Annotated in this window: 17 protein-coding genes; 7 read left to right on the forward strand and 10 right to left on the reverse strand. The window is 40.7% G+C overall.

Going from position 1 to position 19,368, the window contains the following annotated elements; genetic code table 11:
- Positions 1-7,659 (forward strand): LamG-like jellyroll fold domain-containing protein (locus FD724_RS40080; RefSeq protein ID WP_179077074.1); only part of this gene is annotated, 7,659 nt, incomplete at its 5' end.
- Between the two features lie 111 nt (positions 7,660-7,770).
- On the opposite strand, the gene FD724_RS41665 is transcribed toward FD724_RS40080, so the two are convergent.
- The 6 genes from FD724_RS41665 to FD724_RS40105 form a co-directional block, all read right to left on the reverse strand.
- Positions 7,771-7,902 carry a hypothetical protein gene (locus tag FD724_RS41665; protein ID WP_256874832.1) on the reverse strand — a complete coding sequence of 44 codons (132 nt, stop codon included), beginning with the start codon at positions 7,900-7,902 and terminating at the stop codon, positions 7,771-7,773.
- 12 nt (positions 7,903-7,914) lie between these two features.
- Positions 7,915-8,673 carry a DNA cytosine methyltransferase gene (locus FD724_RS40085; RefSeq protein WP_179077075.1) on the reverse strand — a complete coding sequence of 253 codons (759 nt, stop codon included), beginning with the start codon at positions 8,671-8,673 and terminating at the stop codon, positions 7,915-7,917.
- Positions 8,670-9,065, reverse strand: a complete 396-nt coding sequence (locus tag FD724_RS40090; protein ID WP_179077076.1) for an ASCH domain-containing protein — start codon at positions 9,063-9,065, stop codon at positions 8,670-8,672. Before FD724_RS40090 ends, FD724_RS40085 begins: the two co-directional genes overlap by 4 nt.
- Before the next feature lie 5 nt (positions 9,066-9,070).
- Positions 9,071-9,616, reverse strand: coding sequence for a DnaB-like helicase C-terminal domain-containing protein (locus FD724_RS40095; RefSeq protein WP_218651572.1), 546 nt, complete (start codon positions 9,614-9,616; stop codon positions 9,071-9,073).
- A 665-nt stretch (positions 9,617-10,281) separates the two neighbouring features.
- On the reverse strand, positions 10,282-10,449 hold the full coding sequence (locus tag FD724_RS40100) for a hypothetical protein (protein ID WP_179076390.1): 168 nt from the start codon (positions 10,447-10,449) through the stop codon (positions 10,282-10,284).
- A 259-nt stretch (positions 10,450-10,708) separates the two neighbouring features.
- Positions 10,709-12,745 (reverse strand): VWA domain-containing protein, encoded by a 2,037-nt coding sequence (locus FD724_RS40105; protein ID WP_179077077.1) that lies wholly within the window; start codon positions 12,743-12,745, stop codon positions 10,709-10,711.
- Between the two features lie 307 nt (positions 12,746-13,052).
- On the opposite strand from FD724_RS40105, the gene FD724_RS40110 reads away from it, so the two are divergent.
- The gene (locus tag FD724_RS40110) at positions 13,053-13,346 is read left to right on the forward strand and encodes a hypothetical protein (RefSeq protein ID WP_179077078.1); all 294 of its coding nucleotides are present in this window, start codon (positions 13,053-13,055) and stop codon (positions 13,344-13,346) included.
- Positions 13,347-13,516: 170 nt separating this feature from the next.
- A complete protein-coding gene (locus tag FD724_RS40115; RefSeq protein WP_179076377.1) occupies positions 13,517-13,714 on the forward strand; it encodes an NblA/ycf18 family protein in 198 nt (65 codons plus the stop codon).
- 160 nt (positions 13,715-13,874) lie between these two features.
- On the opposite strand, the gene FD724_RS40120 is transcribed toward FD724_RS40115, so the two are convergent.
- The 4 genes from FD724_RS40120 to FD724_RS40135 all read right to left on the reverse strand — a co-directional run bounded on the left by FD724_RS40120 (position 13,875) and on the right by FD724_RS40135 (position 15,785).
- Entirely contained in the window at positions 13,875-14,183 is a 309-nt protein-coding gene (locus tag FD724_RS40120) for a hypothetical protein (RefSeq protein ID WP_179077079.1), read from the reverse strand.
- Positions 14,184-14,212: 29 nt separating this feature from the next.
- On the reverse strand, positions 14,213-14,650 hold the full coding sequence (locus FD724_RS40125; protein ID WP_179077080.1) for a hypothetical protein: 438 nt from the start codon (positions 14,648-14,650) through the stop codon (positions 14,213-14,215).
- 192 nt (positions 14,651-14,842) lie between these two features.
- On the reverse strand, positions 14,843-15,127 hold the full coding sequence (locus tag FD724_RS40130; RefSeq protein WP_179077081.1) for a hypothetical protein: 285 nt from the start codon (positions 15,125-15,127) through the stop codon (positions 14,843-14,845).
- A 118-nt stretch (positions 15,128-15,245) separates the two neighbouring features.
- Complete coding sequence (locus tag FD724_RS40135) at positions 15,246-15,785, reverse strand: hypothetical protein (RefSeq protein WP_179077082.1); 540 nt, start codon at positions 15,783-15,785, stop codon at positions 15,246-15,248.
- Positions 15,786-15,866: 81 nt separating this feature from the next.
- On the opposite strand from FD724_RS40135, the gene FD724_RS40140 reads away from it, so the two are divergent.
- The 4 genes from FD724_RS40140 (at position 15,867) to FD724_RS40155 (ending at position 18,662) form a co-directional block, all read left to right on the forward strand.
- Positions 15,867-16,034 (forward strand): hypothetical protein, encoded by a 168-nt coding sequence (locus FD724_RS40140; RefSeq protein WP_167407684.1) that lies wholly within the window; start codon positions 15,867-15,869, stop codon positions 16,032-16,034.
- A 221-nt stretch (positions 16,035-16,255) separates the two neighbouring features.
- Positions 16,256-16,474, forward strand: a complete 219-nt coding sequence (locus FD724_RS40145; RefSeq protein WP_179077083.1) for a hypothetical protein — start codon at positions 16,256-16,258, stop codon at positions 16,472-16,474.
- A gap of 367 nt (positions 16,475-16,841) precedes the next feature.
- Positions 16,842-17,489, forward strand: coding sequence for a hypothetical protein (locus FD724_RS40150; protein WP_179077084.1), 648 nt, complete (start codon positions 16,842-16,844; stop codon positions 17,487-17,489).
- A 372-nt stretch (positions 17,490-17,861) separates the two neighbouring features.
- Positions 17,862-18,662: an isopentenyl phosphate kinase gene (locus FD724_RS40155; protein ID WP_179077085.1), complete on the forward strand. Its 801-nt coding sequence runs from the start codon at positions 17,862-17,864 to the stop codon at positions 18,660-18,662.
- Positions 18,663-19,368 lie beyond the last annotated feature (706 nt).

The following is a 19,368-nucleotide window of genomic DNA, read 5'->3' on the forward strand; positions in this document are numbered from 1 at the left end:
ATGCTACTTAAACAAGAACAAATCCAATACATCAACAGCATCACTCATGCGGGTAAAGTCGTCTTATTCGGTACAGATACTCAGGGCAAGGTTTGGTATACAATCAAACAAGATGGCTTTGAAGATAGTTATCTCAACACACCGCCTGAACAGCGTAACGGTTGGGAAAATTGGCAAGTATTGGAGTTTCCTAATGAAGCAAAAGATGATGCTTCTGTAGTGGCTAAGGAAACTAACGAATTAACCTATCAAGAAAATAACAGTCAGTTTATCTTACGTTCTCGTTATCGTACCCAAGACCAAACCGCCGTTGCACCTGTACAATTAGTATCGGGGACAGAACATCTTTATGTATTCCGTCAATCTAAACAGAATACCCTGTTATGCGATCGCTATGTGTTAGATGGTATTGCTAATAAATTAGTCCGCAAACTGCAAGTTCGTTTCAAGCGCAGTGGACAAAGGTTTGCAGCCAGTGAAAAGATGCAGCAAGGGATTGGTGGATTAAAAAATATTGACTCAGTTGACTATCGTGATGCTAATGGTATTCCTTTCTATGAACCCACTACCGAATTAAGTTTTATTAATAATCTTCAGAAAGGTTGGTTTTCTGTAGTCCAGTTACCTACAGTAGAACTCGATCAATATCGGTGGCATATTTTCGCCTATAATAGCCAAACTCAAAAAGTTGAACTTTCTTGCCTACGAGTTTCCGATGAAGGATTATTTGATGTTCAAGATTACACGATTTTTGAGCCGAAATCGGAAGATGATCCGACTCTGATTTCCCGTAACATTGCCGGAATTATTAAACGTACCCTTGACTTAAACGTACAAGTTGGCAATGGCATTACGGCGACTAAATATTATGTCCAAACCTCTCAACAAACCGAAGCTGGAACGCAATTAATGCGGGATGCCACTAAGGTAATGTTAGGGATTGTCACCACTCAAGGAAATGTCGCTACTATTAGCTTTGCCGCTTTAAATGATGGCACATTATCTCAAATTAGTGATACTGCTGCCACCCAAACACTCCGCAGTAATGTTCGGGATGTTTTACTTCCTCTTAATACTTTAGATGAGATTAAAAGTTTTGGCATTGCTAGTCCACCACCAGAAGGAAAAATTACCGCTTTTAATCGAGTTATTGAAGATGGTATTGCTACTGTTCAAGTTACCTCTGCTGAAACTGCTATTATCAAAAATAATCAGCAAATTTTTATTCAAAATACCAGTGGTTATGATGGTCATTATACCATTACCAAAATTGATAATACTACCTTTGAAATCAATGCTCCCTGGGTAGAAATTAGCAGTTCTAGTAATAGTCAATTAGGAACATGGCAAGCTGTACCTCCCAAAGAACAAGCAGTAGTATTTGATGGCATCATCACAGGTTATGAACTGATTGCTAACGGAAAACTGCGAGTCAAAGCTGAAAATCATGGCTTAGAAAATGGCGATGAAGTCCAGATTTTCGATACCACAAATTATGATGGGACTTATGCCATTACTAAGATTGACAATCAAAACTTTGCCGTTAATAATCTGACTTGGCAAAATGGAGAAGCTGTTAATTTAAAACTCCAGTCTTTAAAACGGCGCGGTATTGTCTTAAATGGGGTAGATAGTTATGTGGAACTTCCCCCTGAAAGTATGCCCATTGGTAATGAAATTACGATCACTTTTTGGGCAAAAGGAGGAATTTCTTTACCTAAAAATAATGCCTTTATTTATGCTAATGGGGTGAATAATGAGCGAGTTTTAAACATCCATTTGCCTTGGAGTAACGGTTCAATTTACTTTGATTGTGGGGCAGATGGTAATGGATCAGATCGCATCGAAAAAGCCACCCAACCAACTGAATATAAAGGGGAATGGGTGCATTGGGCGTTTACCAAAAATGCCAAAATTGGAGAAATGAAAATTTATCGCAATGGCATATTGTGGCACAGTGTTACTGGCTGTAATCGCCCACTTCCGAAAACTGCTATTCTGCATTTAGGAAAATTTGCGACAGCCAACAGTGATTACTATGAAGGGACTGTATCGGAACTCTGTATCTGGAAAGTTGCTCGTAGTGGCAAAGAAATCAATAATAGTATGTACTTGCAACTGACTGGGCAAGAAACAAATTTAGTGGGTTATTGGCGTTTAGGTGGAATTGCCATTGATGAAAATAAACAGCGTCAGGTAGTTGATTTTTCTGTTAATAAAAATGATGGTATCGTTTACGGGGATTGTTATGTAAGTGCTGTTACTCTTAACCGTAAGTTAGCAGATGGAAAAACAGATGTAGCACAATATCTCAATAAAGAGTTATTTGCAGTTACTCAACGGGCAACTTATGAAGAAACTTTTGAGTTTAAAGCGAACATTAAACTCGAACCCAATAATATTAATGGCAGCAAAATCTTTCAATGCACCTATTGGGGACAAAAAAGCCATCGTTCCGACAAGAAAATTACCTTTGCTGGAGAAATCACTCAAATTCAACTCGCTTCAGAACCGGGTTGGTATCAAGCCTCTTGTCGGTTTACTGTACCCGATGAAGTTAACTTAGTTCGTTGTTTGGAAATTTCTGAAGTAAAAGGAACTTGGACGACCTTAGAAGTCCGTAAACATCGCATTCAGAAGACATCTGATGTTATTAACCAAGCCAGTTATACCGATACTGTCACCTTATCAACTTTAGGTAGTCCGCAATTAACTACCCAACTTGAACAACTGCAAGGTAAGGAATTAGAAGAACAGACGCTAGTTTTAGCAAAAAGTGAGACTGAAAAATTACTTGATTTTGTCAAGCGATCAGATACAGAAAGACAGGCACAGATCACAGCTAAGGAAACGGCTGTTGCACAACAGCAAATAAAAGTTGATGATGCCTTGCGAGTGAAGACTGATTATGAAAACAAACTGAAGTTAACCATAACTATCTATACACTTGAGAATTATCAAGGAGATAGTCTTGTACTGGGGCGAGGTTCCCACACTCTCACTAACTTCCGGTATTCAGGATCATTGACTTGGAATGATCGGATGAGATCAGCAAGAATACCAGAAGGATTGATAGTTGGTTTCTATGAACATACGTTTTCAGGCAGAAGTAATACTGGTAACACAGGCTCATGGCCAAGTTTAGGTAGTGTGCTGAACAATCAAATAACCAGCATAACGGTAGAAGCTTATGGCTGGGATGCTTCAGGAGTTGAAAATGTATTATTGCCTCAAGCCAGAACCCTTTGGGAAACAGAAAACAATCTTTTAACAATTCTCAAAAAAGAATTGGAAAGCTTGAAATCCCAAAACAGTAATCTAAATCAGAAAGATTTAGAGGATACATTATCAGCAATCATCAAAAGATTGGACACAGTTCGCACTGAGTTAAATACCCTCAACACTAACGTTATTAATGGCTTTAAAACCACACAGCAAACGGCATACACTATGCCAGCGATCGCAACTAAAGGGGAATTAGCCACTACAGGAGCAATTCTCGACTTTATGCGTTCTGCTAGTCGTGTGACTGCCTTAGAAACTGTTGAAGGGATGGTGCAATTAAGTTACTTTGATCAACAAGGAACACTGCGTCAAGGAGTCTTTGATGCTGCTGCTGATGAAGTTAATACCTATTTTGAACAATGGTTGCCGGATCAGTATCCTACCTGTTTAAATTGTGATAGTGGGGCAAAAAGAATTACTTTGGGTGCAAGTGGAAATTTTTTAGGGGATAACTGGACAATAGAAGCGAATTTTGTCTATCCTTTCCCAGATACAGCCCAATGGAATACTTTAATTGCTAAAACTGGTGGTGATCGCCCTGTTGCTGTTCAAGGCAAAAAATATCTAGGCACTTATGTCAACAACACATTTTACTATTGTCTTGTTAATAGCACTTTAGCCAACAATCAAACCAATGCTTATGATTTATCCCTACTTCCTCAAGGTTGGCATAATCTAGCAGTAGTAGGAACAACAGAGACACAAGGAGCAAACACTAGCTCAAAAACCATCTTTTATATTGATGGTAAGAAAGTTGGCGAATGTTTAGCAAAAACTAACAGCAATATTCAACAAATCGGCAATACAGAAGCTGGAGGTGAAGCTTTTGGTAAAATCTCCGAAATCCGATTCTGGAATCTACCCCTCACCGATACAGAAATTCAAGCCAATAGCCAAGTTTATTTAACCGGAAATGAACCGGGATTGGCGGCTTATTATCGTCTGAGTGAAGGTTCTGGTACGCAAGCACGGGATTACACAGGCAAGGGGAATAATGGCACAATTGTCAGTGAAAATTGGTTCGGTAATACCAAAGTTTTAGCCTCTCCCATCTCCCAAGTGATGAACTTTTCTGGCAATGGCAGCTATATCAATATTCCATCGACTGTCCTCAATAATCGTTCTGCCTTTACGCTTGAAGGTTGGATTAAACCTGCATCCTTTGTCGGTACTACAAGTCTTTTTGGTCAGAATGATCTGATTGAATTTGGGTTTCAAGCCCAACAACTGGCAATCTGGACAAATAACTCCGGCTTAGTCCAAACTGCTTATTCCTATCCTGTTAATGAATGGCACCATGTGGCGGTAGTTGGTGATGGTCAGAAAGTCTATCTTTACATTGATGGGGTGAAAAAAGCAGAGGGAGGAGCTACAACATCTAATTATGGGACTTCCGCCTTTCCCGTAGCGATCGCTGCCGGTGTTTGGAATGGTGGAGACAAAGACCCTTTTACCGGACAAATAGCAGATGTGCGAGTTTGGAATATAGGCCGCACTCAAGCAGAAATTCAGGCGAACATGACCAAACGCCTTACAGGTAAAGAAACCGGATTAGAGCTTTATTTACCTCTCAATAGCACTTATACCGAAGGCTCAACCACTAAAGTTTTTGAGTTAGTCAAAAACTCTAGTGGCACAGTTTACAATGCTTCTCTAATTACTGCTACTCCTAAAGTAGTTAAAAATTCTGTTTCTACTCTCGTCCCTGTTCCTGCTAGCGTCTTTGACGGAGTAGATGATTATATCAATTTAGCTAATCCAGCCACTCTAGCCTTCCCTGGAACAGCAGCCTATACCATTGAAGCCTGGATTAATGTAGATACAGCAGCCAGCGAGATGACCATTATTTCTAAATGGAATGGTGGTGTGAACGGTTCATATAGATTCTTTCTAGATAGTCAGAAAAAACTCGGAATTAATCACAATGTTGCACCTTGGGCAATAGTATCTTCAGGAATAGTACCAACCGGGAAATTCAATCATATTGCTGCTACCTATAATGGCTCAATAGTTAGTTTCTATATCAACGGACAACCCGCAGGTACTGGAACTCTCGGTGGTAGTACTGATAATGCTACGAATGTTTTGATTGGTGCTTATCATAATCAATACAACCCTTCTGCCAGCTTCTTCAAAGGCAAAATGGGAGAAGTTCGCATCTGGAATAAAGCCCGTACCCAAGCAGAAATTCAGGCGGATATGAATCAACGCTTGGTCGGTACAGAAGCGAATTTGGTGGGATATTGGCGTTTAGATAGTATGACTGGAACTACCGTGACTGGTTTAGTCGGTAGTTTTAATGGCACAGTCAATGGTGGCGCTACTTTAGCAACAACTAATGATCTATCTTTCCCCGGAATGATGAGTGTGTTATCTCTTGATTGTTTCCCTCTCAATCAAGGAAAAGGAAGCCTGGTCTTAGATTCAGCGATTACCAGCGTTGAATATGGGACTTATGATGTTGATCCTGTCAGCAAACAAAAATCAGCCATGATGCGGCGAATGTTTGCTTATCCCACTGGTAAAGGAATAGAAGTGCTTGCGGATAAACGGATTGAAAGTTTAGAGTTACTTTGGATTGGTAATGCCCAATTTAAGCCGACCCTGCTCGGTTATATGGAAGGTGCGCCTCCTGTTCCTAGTGAAAACATGAATCAGGATGGAGACTATCAATACAATGGCGCAACTAGTGTAGAACTAACGACCACTGAAGATGTAGAATACAGTTGGAATCGTTCTCAGGATGCTGGTTTAGGGGGAAGTGCTGATATTTTCTTAGGGACTGATTCTCAAACCTTAGCCGGAGTTGGTGTAGCTACCCAAATTGAAAGTACCAAAGCCGGGTTTAAAGGTACTTTAGACATGAGTTATCAATGGTTGAATCAAAGTAATATTACTTCTAGTTCTTCTTTAGCAATGACCGATCGCCTAGAATTAAGAGGTGCGCCAGAAGTAAACGCTCAATTCTCCCAATATGGCCGTCGTTTCATCCCGAAAAATATCGGTTATGCCTTAGTGGTTTCTAGTTTAGCCGATGTCTTTGTTACCCGACTGTCTCGCACGAAAAAAATGGTGGGCTATGAAGTTCGTCCAGTAGAAGATATTCCCCCTGATGTTAATACCATTACCTTCTTAATGAATCCCGCTTATGTGATGAACGGGACATTAGATGGTTTAGTTGGCAGTAGTGCGGCTAATGATCAATTTTATGGTCATGTTCCCCAAATGCGCGCCCAATACGGCTCACTTTATCCCGCTAGTTACTTCCGTTTGATGGAAGCTTACAACCTCAAACAACAAATTGAAAAAGCTGATAAAGAGCGACAATCTTACTTTGATAACTTCAACTCTAATTTAGTTGATGAAACCGCTTTAAATCGTCAAGCGAATCAAGCAACTCCCTTACAAGCGATTAGTTTGAATGAAGGCGCGGAAACCATTAATACCTCTGGTCAAGGGACAACGGATGCTCAAAAACAAGCCCAAATTGACCAAATTCAAGAAGAAGGTGGAGCAAAACTCAAAGATTTACAAAAACAAGGAGATCAGCGTAAGCAAGAAATTAGCTCTCGCATTAAGGATATTAAACAGCGCACCCATGCTTTAGCCAGTTTTGCAGGTTGGCAAAAAAATATGGAGAACATCCTTGTTCGTTCGGGTAAACGCAATATTGTCAATACATACGTTTGGGATGCAGATGGCGGTTTGCGAGTGGAAGAACAGAGCTTTGCTAATACCTCAGAACATACCATTGGCGGCTCATTTGGACTCAGTGCAGGAATGGGATACGAAGGAGATATTAGTGTTTTCAAAGTCTCCGGTGCGTTGACTGCTTTAGCGACCACTAATATGACTCAAACCATGACCAAAACCCAAGCGAGTAGTAAGGGGATGGAGTTAAAGGTGGATTTAGGCGGTATCGAAGCTTTGGGAATTACCGACGAAAATGATGTTCCCTTCCAACCAGGTGAAAAAGTCGATCGCTTCCGCATGATGAGTTTTTACCTCGAAAATAGTACCAATAACTATTTGGATTTCTTCCGCTATGTTGTCGATCCTGAATGGTTAGCGAGTAACGATGAAGAAGCGCGAGCTTTACGTCAAGTCCAATGTGGTCGTCCGAATAAAACATGGCGGGTTTTACATCGGGTTACTTATGTAGAACGTCCATCTTTAATGGGTTTTGGGGTAGATATCCGTTCTTTAGACAGTGTAACTTCTACTCAAGCTCGTACAGCTTGGCTGTTTCCAGCGAATACAACCATTTTAGATGAGGTGAAATTAGTGCATGAACGCGTGGATTATTTGGAGCGAGAAAACGCTAAACTCCAAGCAAAATTGGATACAATTCTCGATTGGATAAATAAACACTAAATTGTTTTTTATCCGCAAGACAAAATATTTGTTTTCTTGCACTAACTTTTGGATAAATTTTAATCTTGGTTTGACGACTTTGAACAATAAGGAGTGCTGGTGCATCAGTACTCAAGTACCCAAGTGCTTATGGGTATATTGCCATACCCACTGCCTCTCTAAATCGTAGCTGATCGCTCGTGCGATGGGCGATCGCATTTGAAGAAGGCGAAAGATAGCAACTATTCTTCTAGGTTGTGACAAGGTTAATCATGCTTATGCCTGATTATGAGCGAGAAGACCCCACAAGTAATCAATTCGTTTCCATGCCACAGCAGCTTGCCGTGGAGAACAACTCAAACCATAAGCACGACGGGCATCATAATTACCCTTGATTCCCTTGGCTACTCCAACGGGAATCCCAAAAGCCACCTCACGAATGCCGGGTTCAAAGCTTCGGTCTTCATGAGAGAACCGTACTTGCGTAATCTGATTTCCAATTTGGTCTGCCCAGGGGGTTGGCTGTTGACGGTAGAATAAGCCATCGGCGTAGGCAATGATAAAGACTCTTTCTCTTTCATGTGGCAAGCCGAGGCAGTACGCGGGTATAGTTTCCCATTCACATACGTACCGGATTTTGGAAAGGTCTTCGAGGACTGTTGCCATTCCTCTAGAGAGTAGCCCTGTTGGGTTTTCGATGAGAGCGATTGCTGGTCTACACTGGTTGATGATGCGGAACATTTCGTGCCACAGTCCAGACCTGGGGTCGTTGAGTCCTTTTTTATCTCCAGCGTTACTGGTGCCACTACAGGGGAATCCCCCGCACAAAATGTCGAATTGTCCTCGGTGGCAGTGGTAGTTGGTAATATCTGCGTGGATTGGAATTCCTGGTTGTTCATGGCGCAATTTTGATTGAGAATAAGCGGAGATTTCGACAAATTGCTGGACTCGAAATTTGTGAGATAGACCTGCGGCTGATATCCCGTGGTGGCAAAGTCCGCCCATGCCGGAGAAAAGAGAAAGAACTGATTTCATAAGGCGATCGCACTCCTCACCAGTTCATCTGGCACTTCAAAAATCCCCAGTTGGCCGATGTAAGGAATCGGTGTAATCTCTCGCGGATTCTCCAGCTTCCAGTGATATTGCCCAGGCATCCCCCAACCAGACGCAACTTGTGAAAACTTGCAATCAACTATTGTGACAATGCCAATAACTTGACCGCGACGTAAAGAGATTAATTCTGGGATAGACACACCCATGCTTTGAAAGAAGATAGAGGCGATTTCATATTCCTTCTTGGTACACTTTTTCGCTGCATGGATGAGAATATCACCTCGGTAATTGATGGGCCAGCCACGATTCTCTATGTTTTTGATGGAGTAAATAATTCCCCATGCCCAAGGCTGACGAACAGATAGCGCTTTCATGGGTTTTAATAATTAGATTTAGCTAAATTTTTAAACTGTCCAAATCTTTCGTCAAATAAGAGATTAACAGTCGTCTCACTACTAAACCGACTTTTCAAAACTGAGACTTCAAAAATGCCTTTTTGGGTGGTCTGTTTGTCGTAGTAATCTTCTCTATACAAACCCAACATCACAGCAGCTTCTTGTTCAAATCCTCCAGATTCTCGAAAATCAGCTTTGGTTGGACGCTTTTCGGAGCGGGAATCAACTTCTCTTTTTAATTGCGCCAAACCCAAGACAGCGCAATTGAATTGTTTAGCGATCGCTCTGAGTTGTTTCAAGATGGAGTCGATTTCTTGTACACGATTTTCGCCACGTTCACGGCGCATTGGTTCAATCAACTGCACATAATCCACAATCACCAAACTGACTGACCTGCAACGAGCTTGTATATCTTGCATATCACCCTTGATTTGTGAGGTGGTGATTACAAGGTTGTCATTCGCTTGTTTGACAACAAGAGTGCTGATTGATTCAAAATCCAATTGAAAAATGTTCAAATCTGCTTGCATTTCTCCACTGTTATAGCGGTCTGTTATATGCTGTTTAATTGCTGCTTTTGATAATCCAGTAGTCAGATGAATGTAAACTGATGATGTGATTTTTAAGGGCTACTGTAACTATCGCTTTCATTCTTGTTATCCTAGGAATGCAAGAGTGTTTTAGTGTGGCGATTGTTACTTATTAAGCGGCAGTCGCTTTTTACTTTGATTGTCAGAAACCTTGAAATTACAGTACTTTTGTCATGTGTTTAGTACTCGCTAAATAAGTCTTTTTTATCACAAATGATTTCAAGATATTGCTAGTTGCTTGACTAAGTGAAAAGAAAGCTTTTGATGTTAAATATTGGTAATATTTGATGCTTTGCTAAGAACTTGGATCTTTAGATGAGCGTTCGCTACTGTGGTGGAAGTGTTGGCTCTATAGCCTTCCTCAAGACAGGACACACTGTTCGGATTCGGGCATCCTACAGCAGGTGTTGGTGGGCGAAAAATAATTTTCTTTGACCAAGCCCTGACTTTCTTGACGATTGCAAAGGTCTGGGTTTGAGAGCTACAGTCGAATGGCACTAAGAAAACCTGAAACCTTTGTCTGAGGGAGGTGTGGGGAGTGTGGGAGGATGAGGAAGAAATCTGGCTCCCCACACTCAAAAGCCAGTTAAATCAAGGGTTTGCGCTTAACAAGCGTGCCATTCGGTATTTCCCTTACCAGTGACATCTGCTATTTGGGATGAAACGTTTCCCGTGGTTTGATCTACTGAACCGAAAGAAAATAGAACGTTATTGGTGCTAGGTGAGGAAGTTTTAGCAATGTTAGCTACTGTAGTATAGCTAACTAACATCATGGCAAATTTGCTTCCTGCCGTTATCAAAAACTGCTGTGGATCTTTATACTTGAATTTGGACTAAGTAGAACAGGTGGGAAAAACCAAACTATGTTAATAAAAGTAAAGTGGACTAAAACCCTCTTTCCTCCTGCCTTCTGCCCCCTGCCTCCTGCCTGAACCTGATGATAGATATTCACACCGACTTACTTATGAGCGATCGCAGATAAAAAAAGAAGTGCAATGGTAGGTCAAAGCAATTCAAATTATTTCCTCGTAATCAACCCCTAGATTGCTCCACCAAGCGAATAAACTCACCTCGATAGCCCTCCTGGTCTTCTCCCTTCCCTTGAGTTGCCAATTCCATTACCAAATCATAATTAGCATTCCCCTTATACTCAGAGTCACGCAGCACCATCCCAAAGGTCGCCACCGCCGCAGCAAATCTCAGGTTGGTGGAGGGGTCGGCTCTCAAATCATCATCTTGGATGGTTTGGGTAATTAGTTGACTGGTGTTGTCCTGGGGCAACTTATAGCGCAGTTGTACCTGCATCAATTCATTGCCGCCAGCATCCGCGGCAGTTTCAGCAGAACGCTGATACCGCAATGGGTCTAATGTAGGCAGTTTCACATCGCTCTTCATGCCAGTGGGAATTATTTCATAAAGCGCTGTCACAGAATGACCAGCCCCAATATCACCTGCATCTTTCTTATCGTCATTGAAATCCTGGTTTTGCAGCAAGCGGTTTTCGTAACCAATCAAGCGATATGCCTGAACTTTCGCTGGATTAAACTCCACTTGAATTTTCACATCCTTGGCAATGGTAAACAGAGTTCCCCTCAAATCGTTAACTAAAACCTTTTTGGCTTCCAATAGGGTATCGATGTAAGCGTAGTTGCCGTTACCCTTATCAGCCAGTTGCTCCATTTTTCCGTCCTTATAGTTGCCAGTACCAAATCCCAACACCGTCAGGAAAATTCCCTGATCTCGCTTCTGTTCAATTAATCGCGTCAGGTCGGCATCACTGGAAACCCCGACATTAAAATCTCCATCGGTAGCTAGAATTACTCTATTATTACCAGACTTAAGGAAGCTTTGTTTAGCTATCTTGTAGGCCAGTTCAATGCCCTGACCGCCAGCAGTGGAGCCTCCAGCTTCTAAGCGGTCAATCGCCGCCAGAATTGTTGATTTTTGACTACCAGGAGTAGCAGGTAATACTAATCCAGCATTGCCAGCATAAACTACCAAACTTACCCGGTCTTCAGGACGTAGTTTATTTACCAGCAATTTCAGGGACTGTTGCACCAACGGTAATTTGTTGGGGTCATCCATAGAACCGGAGACATCAATCAGAAATACTAAGTTGCTGGGTGGTAAGGTTTCACTCTCTAAGCGTTTACCTTGCAAACCCACCTGTACCAGCTTGTGTTGAGGATTCCAGGGAGCAGCAGCAACTTCAGTGGTGACAGAAAAAGGGCGATTGTCTTTAGGTTGGGGATAATTGTAGTTAAAATAGTTGATTAGTTCTTCAATTCGCACTGCATCCTTGGGTGGTAATTCTCCTTGAGTAATAAAGCGTCGCACGTTGCTGTAAGATGCTGTATCTGCATCAATGGAAAAGGTGGAAAGGGGGTCATTACCGACGCGATGAAAGGGATTATCCTCAATTCGGTTGTAGTTTTCTGTATTAAATCTTCTACCTGTTTGTGGCTCTGGGGCAACCCCTCCCCTAATTCCACCAGCTTGGGTTTTAGGTATGTACGCACGGTTAACAACTTGATTCTGCACAGATGAGCCAGACGAAATACTAAGGGATGGAGCCGTAGGTAAGGGTTGAGTCTTTCGGGTAGACTCGTCTTGAGTACGTTCTCTGGGAGCCTGAGTAGGAGTAGAATCTTGCAATTCATCTATCTGACTTCTTAGGGTTGCTAACTCCGGTGCGAATTCGGACTGCAAGCGTTGCAAAGTTTTCATATCCGCTTCGGTAACTATCTTGGGATCAGTCGCTATTAGCTCATTGCTCCGATTCACACAGGTATTCAAGACTGTGGCAAACTCAGTCCGGGTTATCGCAACTGTACCAAAGTTTTGAACGGAGACGACACAACTATACTTTTGTATAAATGCCTGGAGTGTTTGGTAGTCAGGATGATTAGGTAGAATGGAGGTTGTTGGTGTAGAACTCTTAGGAGTCTGATTGACTGGAACCGCAACCGTACCAGACTGACGTAATGCAATTCCTACTGACGGTATCAATAACAACAGTGCTACAATACTGACTCGCTGCCACATTTTGGACGGAATCGGGTAAGACATGGCTAAATCCTCACACTAAATTTGTGTATTGGCTCAAAACCTCGTGGGATGTGTGGAAGCTTTGTCTCTTTAGACTAGGGTTGCTGACATTTGAAGTTTCCACTTACCTAGAATAGTCTTGAGTAGCCTGGGATTTCATAACCGTTGCAGTTTTGGTAACTGTAGTTGATCGAATCCCTTTGCACACATGGCACTGCCTCAAAATTTACGTGCTGGCAGACGCGATTTTAACAGAATTAGTGGGGCGATGAGCAGGAGCCTGGAGTACATTTATTGTTGATTACTTAAGCAGGCATATCCAAGTGTATTGGGAGGAACTGACCTTTTAGCGATCGCAATCTGTGCCGAAAAATCACCCCATCCATCCATTCAGTCCACTGTGGGGCATCTGTCAGCAGTTGAGCAAATCTGTCGTCTCCACATCTCAAACTCCAGCATCGCGCCTCGACGCTCACCACTCTTGCCCAAAAAAAGAATTGTATTGCCCATCTCTTCTTTTGAGCGATGGCGCTGTTTCGCCCGCCTTAAGAGCGATCGCCAGCCGCAAACAGAGGCTAAAAATGCTTTTAAAAACCTCTTAGTAAGAAACTTTAGAACTTAGGTTTTTACTTTGGTTGCCACAATGGAGTTGTATCAAGGTTTTCAGCAGCAGAGACGGTATTTCTAACCTACATTGGTACGGTTTACACCCCTTCAGCTTTTGTAAAGTCATCGTAACATTTATTTATATAAAACAATATTTGCTTACACAAGCAAACTCAAATAAAAGCTATGAACCAACCCATTGAATTATCTTTAGAACAAGAATTTAGCCTTAGAACTTTTTCTGATCAAGTGCAGCAGATGTCTCGTGAACAAGCTCAAGAGTTTTTGCAGATGCTGTATAAGCAGATGATGATAAGGGAAGCGACTTACCAAGAATTGCTCAAACATCAGTGGGAAGTTGGTTCAGGTTCAATCTTGGATTAATACAAACTTGTTCCCGTTACTTTAAGCGACTCAGAAGATAACGAACACAAAATTGTCTTTTTCAATGGCTTGGCAATAGAGATTATTTGCTCCAAACTGGGAAACTGTAAAATAACCGACTCACATTTTCGGTCTTGATGAAACAGTGAACTACTTTGACCTACACCACCACCAACCAATCACAGACCACAGACCTACACTCGTCTGCAAAGTTAACCCAAATCTGCCACTGCCCCAGGTATGCATTCCAGTAAGGCTCACCATCAGCAACGCCAATAGCTTCACCAAGCTGGGAAACCATCTGTTGGTAGAACCGACCAGCGCTGTCGAGTCCTTCCCGCATTTTCAGCTTCAGCCCCTTCCAGGCTTGGGTAGCAGGACTTTCAACCTGATTTAATGTTTGGGGAATGTCATCTGATATTGTGCCAGTCACTTGTGTTTGTAACTCTATATTATTCGTGACTGACACCGACTCACTAAGAAACACTTCATCTCGATTTAACCACTGCCCAAAAATCGAATCACGCTGATCATCAGGGGCAACGAATTGATAGACGCACTCCGGTTTTCACGCTTACCCAACCGACCAACGTAGTTCAACTTCAAATCAATTTTGGCAAGTAACTTCTGAGCGATCGCTATCGGTGTGTGTTTTCCCGAGATACTAACATTCAAGTAATTCTTGATAACGTGCCGATGCTTTACAGCCAGCGCTTTAAACTCCAGCATCTTCTCGTCAGACCCCCGCAACTGCTCCCCAGGCGTGAGCAACTGCAACAGATTCAGTTCTTCTAACAACAACACAGCAGGTAACATCTGCCCCTTGTTAAAATCTGGTTTCCAAATCGAATTCTCCCCCAATTCTAACTGTGCCTTAGCCCGTTTCGCATCACGGTTGGTTAGAAATTCCCGCCCCAGCGTCAAATAATAGTGCATTCTCAGTTGAGGATACCAGCCGTCATCATCCTTCTCGACAAGCTCAGGGGTAACATCAACTTCATAACGACGGGATAATTCCGCCTTGCGCTGCTGGTGTCGTTCGGTTTTGGTTTTGGCACGTTTGTCTTGCAGCTTCTTGAGTTCAGCCTGTGAGAGTTCATCAGCTTGTGCGACTGTCTGGATACTGACTCACCCACGACAAAAATCATCAACTCTCAACTCGCGCCACACATCAGATGGTTGCCACCCGGAGTTACCAACAGAGCGTAGGGGGCGATAGTGTTCAGAAATGTATTCGGATTCGGAAACGTAGTCTTCAATGTATACAGGTGAATTGGGTTCAATTACTGGTTCAGGAATATTTAGGCTCTCAAGCATCTCAATGGGTTCAATCGGTGGTGGGGTTGCTTCTGTTTTCTTGCGAACTGGGTTAGGGTTTTTTTTGATGAGTCGTTTCATATCTATAGGAATCATTCGGCTTTGCACAAAGAAGGGATATCCCAGAATACAGGAAGTTATCAGCGAATCAGAGGCATTTTGCCAGAAAATTGTATGGCTATTGGGTAGTGTAACCGAAAGTTAAAGATAATTTTTAGAGATTGCTCAGACGGGCTAACATCCCTAAACCTAAACCAAAGATTAAGGTAAGTCTCAAAATTAGCACAGTGTGCAACTGACTAAAAAATAGAAGTAATTGATTTTTTACTGCGACTGAACTAAAAGCACCAGCCCAAGCGATACTTAGTACTACCAATAAAACTACATATGATGTTATTCCTCCACTAAAAGCTAAAAGTAAAATTCCAGTTACACCGTGGCTTAATATGTAACACCAACCTAAAGTTTTAGCCCAACTGATAACGCCAAAAATTTTCCAAGCAAAACTGCGAGTCAATGTTAAAGTCAAAAATATTAAAGTAACTCTGGATAAAGTAAAGGCACTGCCCTGCTGTAAAGCCTCATCCCAAACTGCTGTCCAAGCAAATAACCAGCCTAGCATTACATAGCAAGATAAGCTAAACACCAGTTTTATCCAAACAATATATATTGCAAACATTTCTAAATTAACCTTACTTATTAATAAATATTTGAACAAACAGTATTTAATATATGAACCATTAAAATAATCCATGATAACTCGTTATTAGTGATAATGATTCTTGTAACTTATTGAACGAAAGTTTATAATATTCTATAAAGATGATTAAGAAAAATGATTAAGCCTAAAAATGTGTATCGCGGACACTCAATGGAAAAAGTTGGTCACGGTAAAAGAGCGGAATTTAAAACAACTATCAATGAAAAAGAATGGTCTGCTGTGACTGAATTAGAGGTAAAAACAGCAATTGATGCTTGGATTGATGAAGGAGTAGAGCCTTAGTTATTGCCTGCATAGCTTAAAAATGCCGTGGACAATCCGAATCGATAGCCCATCACCGTAAAATCGAAACTCGACCAACTCACCTAATCGAAACATAGGTTTTTCTTTAGTGTTCGGTTATAAGTTGCCTGTGCCGACGCAAGGGAAACCCCACGTAAACTGTAGGCAGGATTTTGCAGTATTTATACAAAAGTATAAATAACTACCAAGAGATAAGCTGAATGCTGGTAAAAGATGATTATAGTAAGTTTATATACTCTATTGATGTGAATAACTCGGTAGAGTATTTTTGTGAAAGTGCGCCTAATGTAAGCGATCGCTTCTCCCCTGTCCTTGTTACAACCGCCCTCCACAGCTTACGATTGCTCCTTGGGGTAATGGTGCATTTATGTTTGTTTGACCAAATTTTGACAACCATTGGTTGTCACGCACTCAGCTAAGGGTGTTTGTTGTATTGGGCTTGGTTGATTGCGTCTAATCCTTGTATAGTGCAGTTTTAAAAGTTTCTCGCTCTTTTTGCATAAAGTAGAAAACTTGAACTGAAGAGTATTACATAGCAAACGAATTATATGTAAAGTAGGGGGCAACAGTTTAAAACTCCCATATTTATTTTTTTGTAAGCGCTGCTCTGGACTCCTTGCCCCAGGGCAGTTTTTCATTGCACAGGCGGTTAACTAGAGTTAACACTCATGCTCAGTAACTTTGTATTAGACATGCAGTGCATTATTTACTTTGTATAAGAGGAATAATTGTATTACAGCCCGTAAGAATTTTGATTTTTAAAAAGCATAAAGGAGGTAATGATTTATGGGAACTTATTTAATGCTTGGCTGCGGAGCATTTTGGATACTGACTTATATTTTGTTGATTCAACGTGGCTTTAAAGATCAAACGTATGGAATGCCGTTGGTTGCGTTGTGTGCCAATCTATCATGGGAATTTATATTTTCTTTTATTCATCCTCATCAGCCACCACAACTTCAAATCAATATTCTGTGGTTGATGCTTGATTTAATTATCTTGTATGGATTTTTCAAGTTTGGGCAATCTGAGTTGAAGGATATACCAAATAAATTATTTTATCCAGTGTTTATATTAACTTTATTTACTAGCTTTTGCTGTGTCCTGTTAATCACAAATGAGTTTCAAGATTGGAGCGGTGCGTATACAGCTTTTGGGCAAAATCTTCTCATGTCTATTCTCTTTATTGATATGTTGACCAAACGTAATACTGTCCGAGGTCAATCAATCTTTATTGCTATCTTCAAAATGATAGGAACTTTGCTGGCTTCCATTGGGTTTTATATTAATCATCCAACACAAGGTAGGTCACTTTTATTTATATTTTTATATATTGCAATTTTTGTTTTTGATCTAATATATGTGGGGATGATTGCTATGAAGATAAAAAGTTTAGAGAAAAAAAAGCTTAATCACGCACTAACCCGGCAGTAGTGGAAAATAACTTTAGGAACATGGTATATAGCAATACTTGAAAACTGCTGCTAACAAGCGTAGGAGTAATAGTGATTGCCTACATTTCAACTAGACCACCAAAAATTCTAGTTTTGTGGGGGTCTCAACCCCCCTTATTCATCCTTCAGTGATGCACTGACCACAGTCGTTGTGTCGTACAGAATTCATACCTGTTTTCTGACGACTGACGTATGTATTCTGGTCGATAAATTCTGCATTATTTTGTAACCAAAATTTACTGTTTCCTTTCATGCGTTTTGTTAAATTGTGTTGAGATTATTAGCAATTTTGATTTTTTGTTTAGGATTAGTTTTTTATAAGTTTTTGTCTTTTCTCATTTAATATTTGATTATGGAATTAGTATTAGTGAAGCTAGGAGGTTCCTTAATTACTGACAAGGATAAACCTTATACTGCTCGAAGAGAAGTTATAACACAACTGGTTGAGCAAGTGAACCTAATCAAACGTGAAAATCCTAATTTGAAACTGATTATTGGTAACGGTGCTGGTTCTTTCGCCCACCAATCAGCGAATAAATATAATACAATTAATGGTTTTTCATGTGATGAAGAAAAACTAGGGTTTTGCTTAGTTCACCAAGATGCTTTAGATTTAAATTTCCTAGTAGCTAAAAGTTTTCTACAAGCAGGTTTACCAGTGGTAAGTTTGCCACCTGTTACTATGATAATCACTCATAATAAGAAACTCTTGAAGAGTGACTTTAGTGTAATAGAAAGTAGTCTAAAAGCAGGTTTGATTCCTTTAATTTTTGGTGATGTCGTTCTAGATCAAGCTATTGGTGGTACTGTCCTCTCGACAGATGCAATGCTTGCAGAACTAGCAAAATACTTCTATCTTCAAGGTAAGTTTAAAATTCGATTAATAAATGTTGGGAATTATGCAGGTGTATATGACCAAGATGGGCAAGTAGTTTCCAATATTACTCAAGCTAACTATTCTCAGATTAAACCTTTCTTGGGCAAGAGCAAATCAGTAGATGTTACTGGCGGGATGGCGAAGAAAGTTGAGGAGTTTTTGACTATTTCTAGTTTAGGGATTGACTGCTGGATAATTGATGGGAATATTCCAGGGAATTTAGCCTCTTCAGTTTTAAGTACGCCAACTCTAGGCACTTTAATTAGGGCATTTTAACTAAAATGATTTCAAAAGTGTTGGTAGTTAATCCGAATTACTTACCTTTAATCCTTTGGAGATAACTCATTGAGAAAGGCAGAGGGCAGTTCTTGCTGAAGGCAGCTATGAATCTATCCCACTAATAAATTTCTGCGAACCCAGATGTGAACTCTCGCTAAGACGGAAACCCTTATAACTTCGCCGCCAGCAATTCTCATTTTGAAAAAAATCAGAAAAAATTCTGTTATTTAAATAGAGAATTTGTGCTGAAGCATGATTTTCTGACAGATAATTATCATCCGACGTTGGAGATAGACAGGCTTGAATAAATTTGTCTATGAAAAATCGATTTCAACTGATAAATCTAGATAAAATTCAACCAAATTTTAAGTTCAATCGAACGATTAAATAAGCCAAAAAGTCTATTTTTACTATGCTTTCATTAAGAAAAATAAAAATTTTGAATTGATTAATCCTTCAAGGTCATTGCCCCCACTGATTCAAATAATCAGTGGTCTACAATCACTTGTAAGGGTTTTGAGCAAGCTAGAAGTGTAATTTTGAATTGATTTGACAGGGAAGGCAAAATGGCCTTTTCCACATACCGTGAAAAATCAAACTTTGCGTAAGTCCTGATGAAATTTACTAAACTTAATTATTGTCAATGTCAAATCAACTATACAATGACTAATCTAGCTGCGTAAGTGCTGACTACAAGAAAAAT

This window comes from Nostoc sp. C057 (assembly GCF_013393925.1).
Classification (GTDB): Bacteria; Cyanobacteriota; Cyanobacteriia; order Cyanobacteriales; family Nostocaceae; genus Nostoc; species Nostoc muscorum_A.

Bases quoted from the DNA above. Each gene is read 5' to 3' on its own strand.
- FD724_RS40085 (WP_179077075.1), bottom strand. From the start codon at position 8,673: ATGAAATCAGTTCTTTCTCTTTTCTCCGGCATGGGCGGACTTTGCCAC.
- FD724_RS40090 (WP_179077076.1), bottom strand. From the start codon at position 9,065: ATGAAAGCGCTATCTGTTCGTCAGCCTTGGGCATGGGGAATTATTTAC.
- FD724_RS40095 (WP_218651572.1), bottom strand. From the start codon at position 9,616: ATGCAAGCAGATTTGAACATTTTTCAATTGGATTTTGAATCAATCAGC.
- FD724_RS40100 (WP_179076390.1), bottom strand. From the start codon at position 10,449: ATGATGTTAGTTAGCTATACTACAGTAGCTAACATTGCTAAAACTTCC.
- FD724_RS40105 (WP_179077077.1), bottom strand. From the start codon at position 12,745: ATGTCTTACCCGATTCCGTCCAAAATGTGGCAGCGAGTCAGTATTGTA.
- FD724_RS40115 (WP_179076377.1), top strand. From the start codon at position 13,517: ATGAACCAACCCATTGAATTATCTTTAGAACAAGAATTTAGCCTTAGA.
- FD724_RS40125 (WP_179077080.1), bottom strand. From the start codon at position 14,650: ATGCACTATTATTTGACGCTGGGGCGGGAATTTCTAACCAACCGTGAT.
- FD724_RS40130 (WP_179077081.1), bottom strand. From the start codon at position 15,127: ATGATTCCTATAGATATGAAACGACTCATCAAAAAAAACCCTAACCCA.
- FD724_RS40135 (WP_179077082.1), bottom strand. From the start codon at position 15,785: ATGGATTATTTTAATGGTTCATATATTAAATACTGTTTGTTCAAATAT.
- FD724_RS40140 (WP_167407684.1), top strand. From the start codon at position 15,867: ATGATTAAGCCTAAAAATGTGTATCGCGGACACTCAATGGAAAAAGTT.
- FD724_RS40145 (WP_179077083.1), top strand. From the start codon at position 16,256: ATGCTGGTAAAAGATGATTATAGTAAGTTTATATACTCTATTGATGTG.
- FD724_RS40150 (WP_179077084.1), top strand. From the start codon at position 16,842: ATGGGAACTTATTTAATGCTTGGCTGCGGAGCATTTTGGATACTGACT.
- FD724_RS40155 (WP_179077085.1), top strand. From the start codon at position 17,862: ATGGAATTAGTATTAGTGAAGCTAGGAGGTTCCTTAATTACTGACAAG.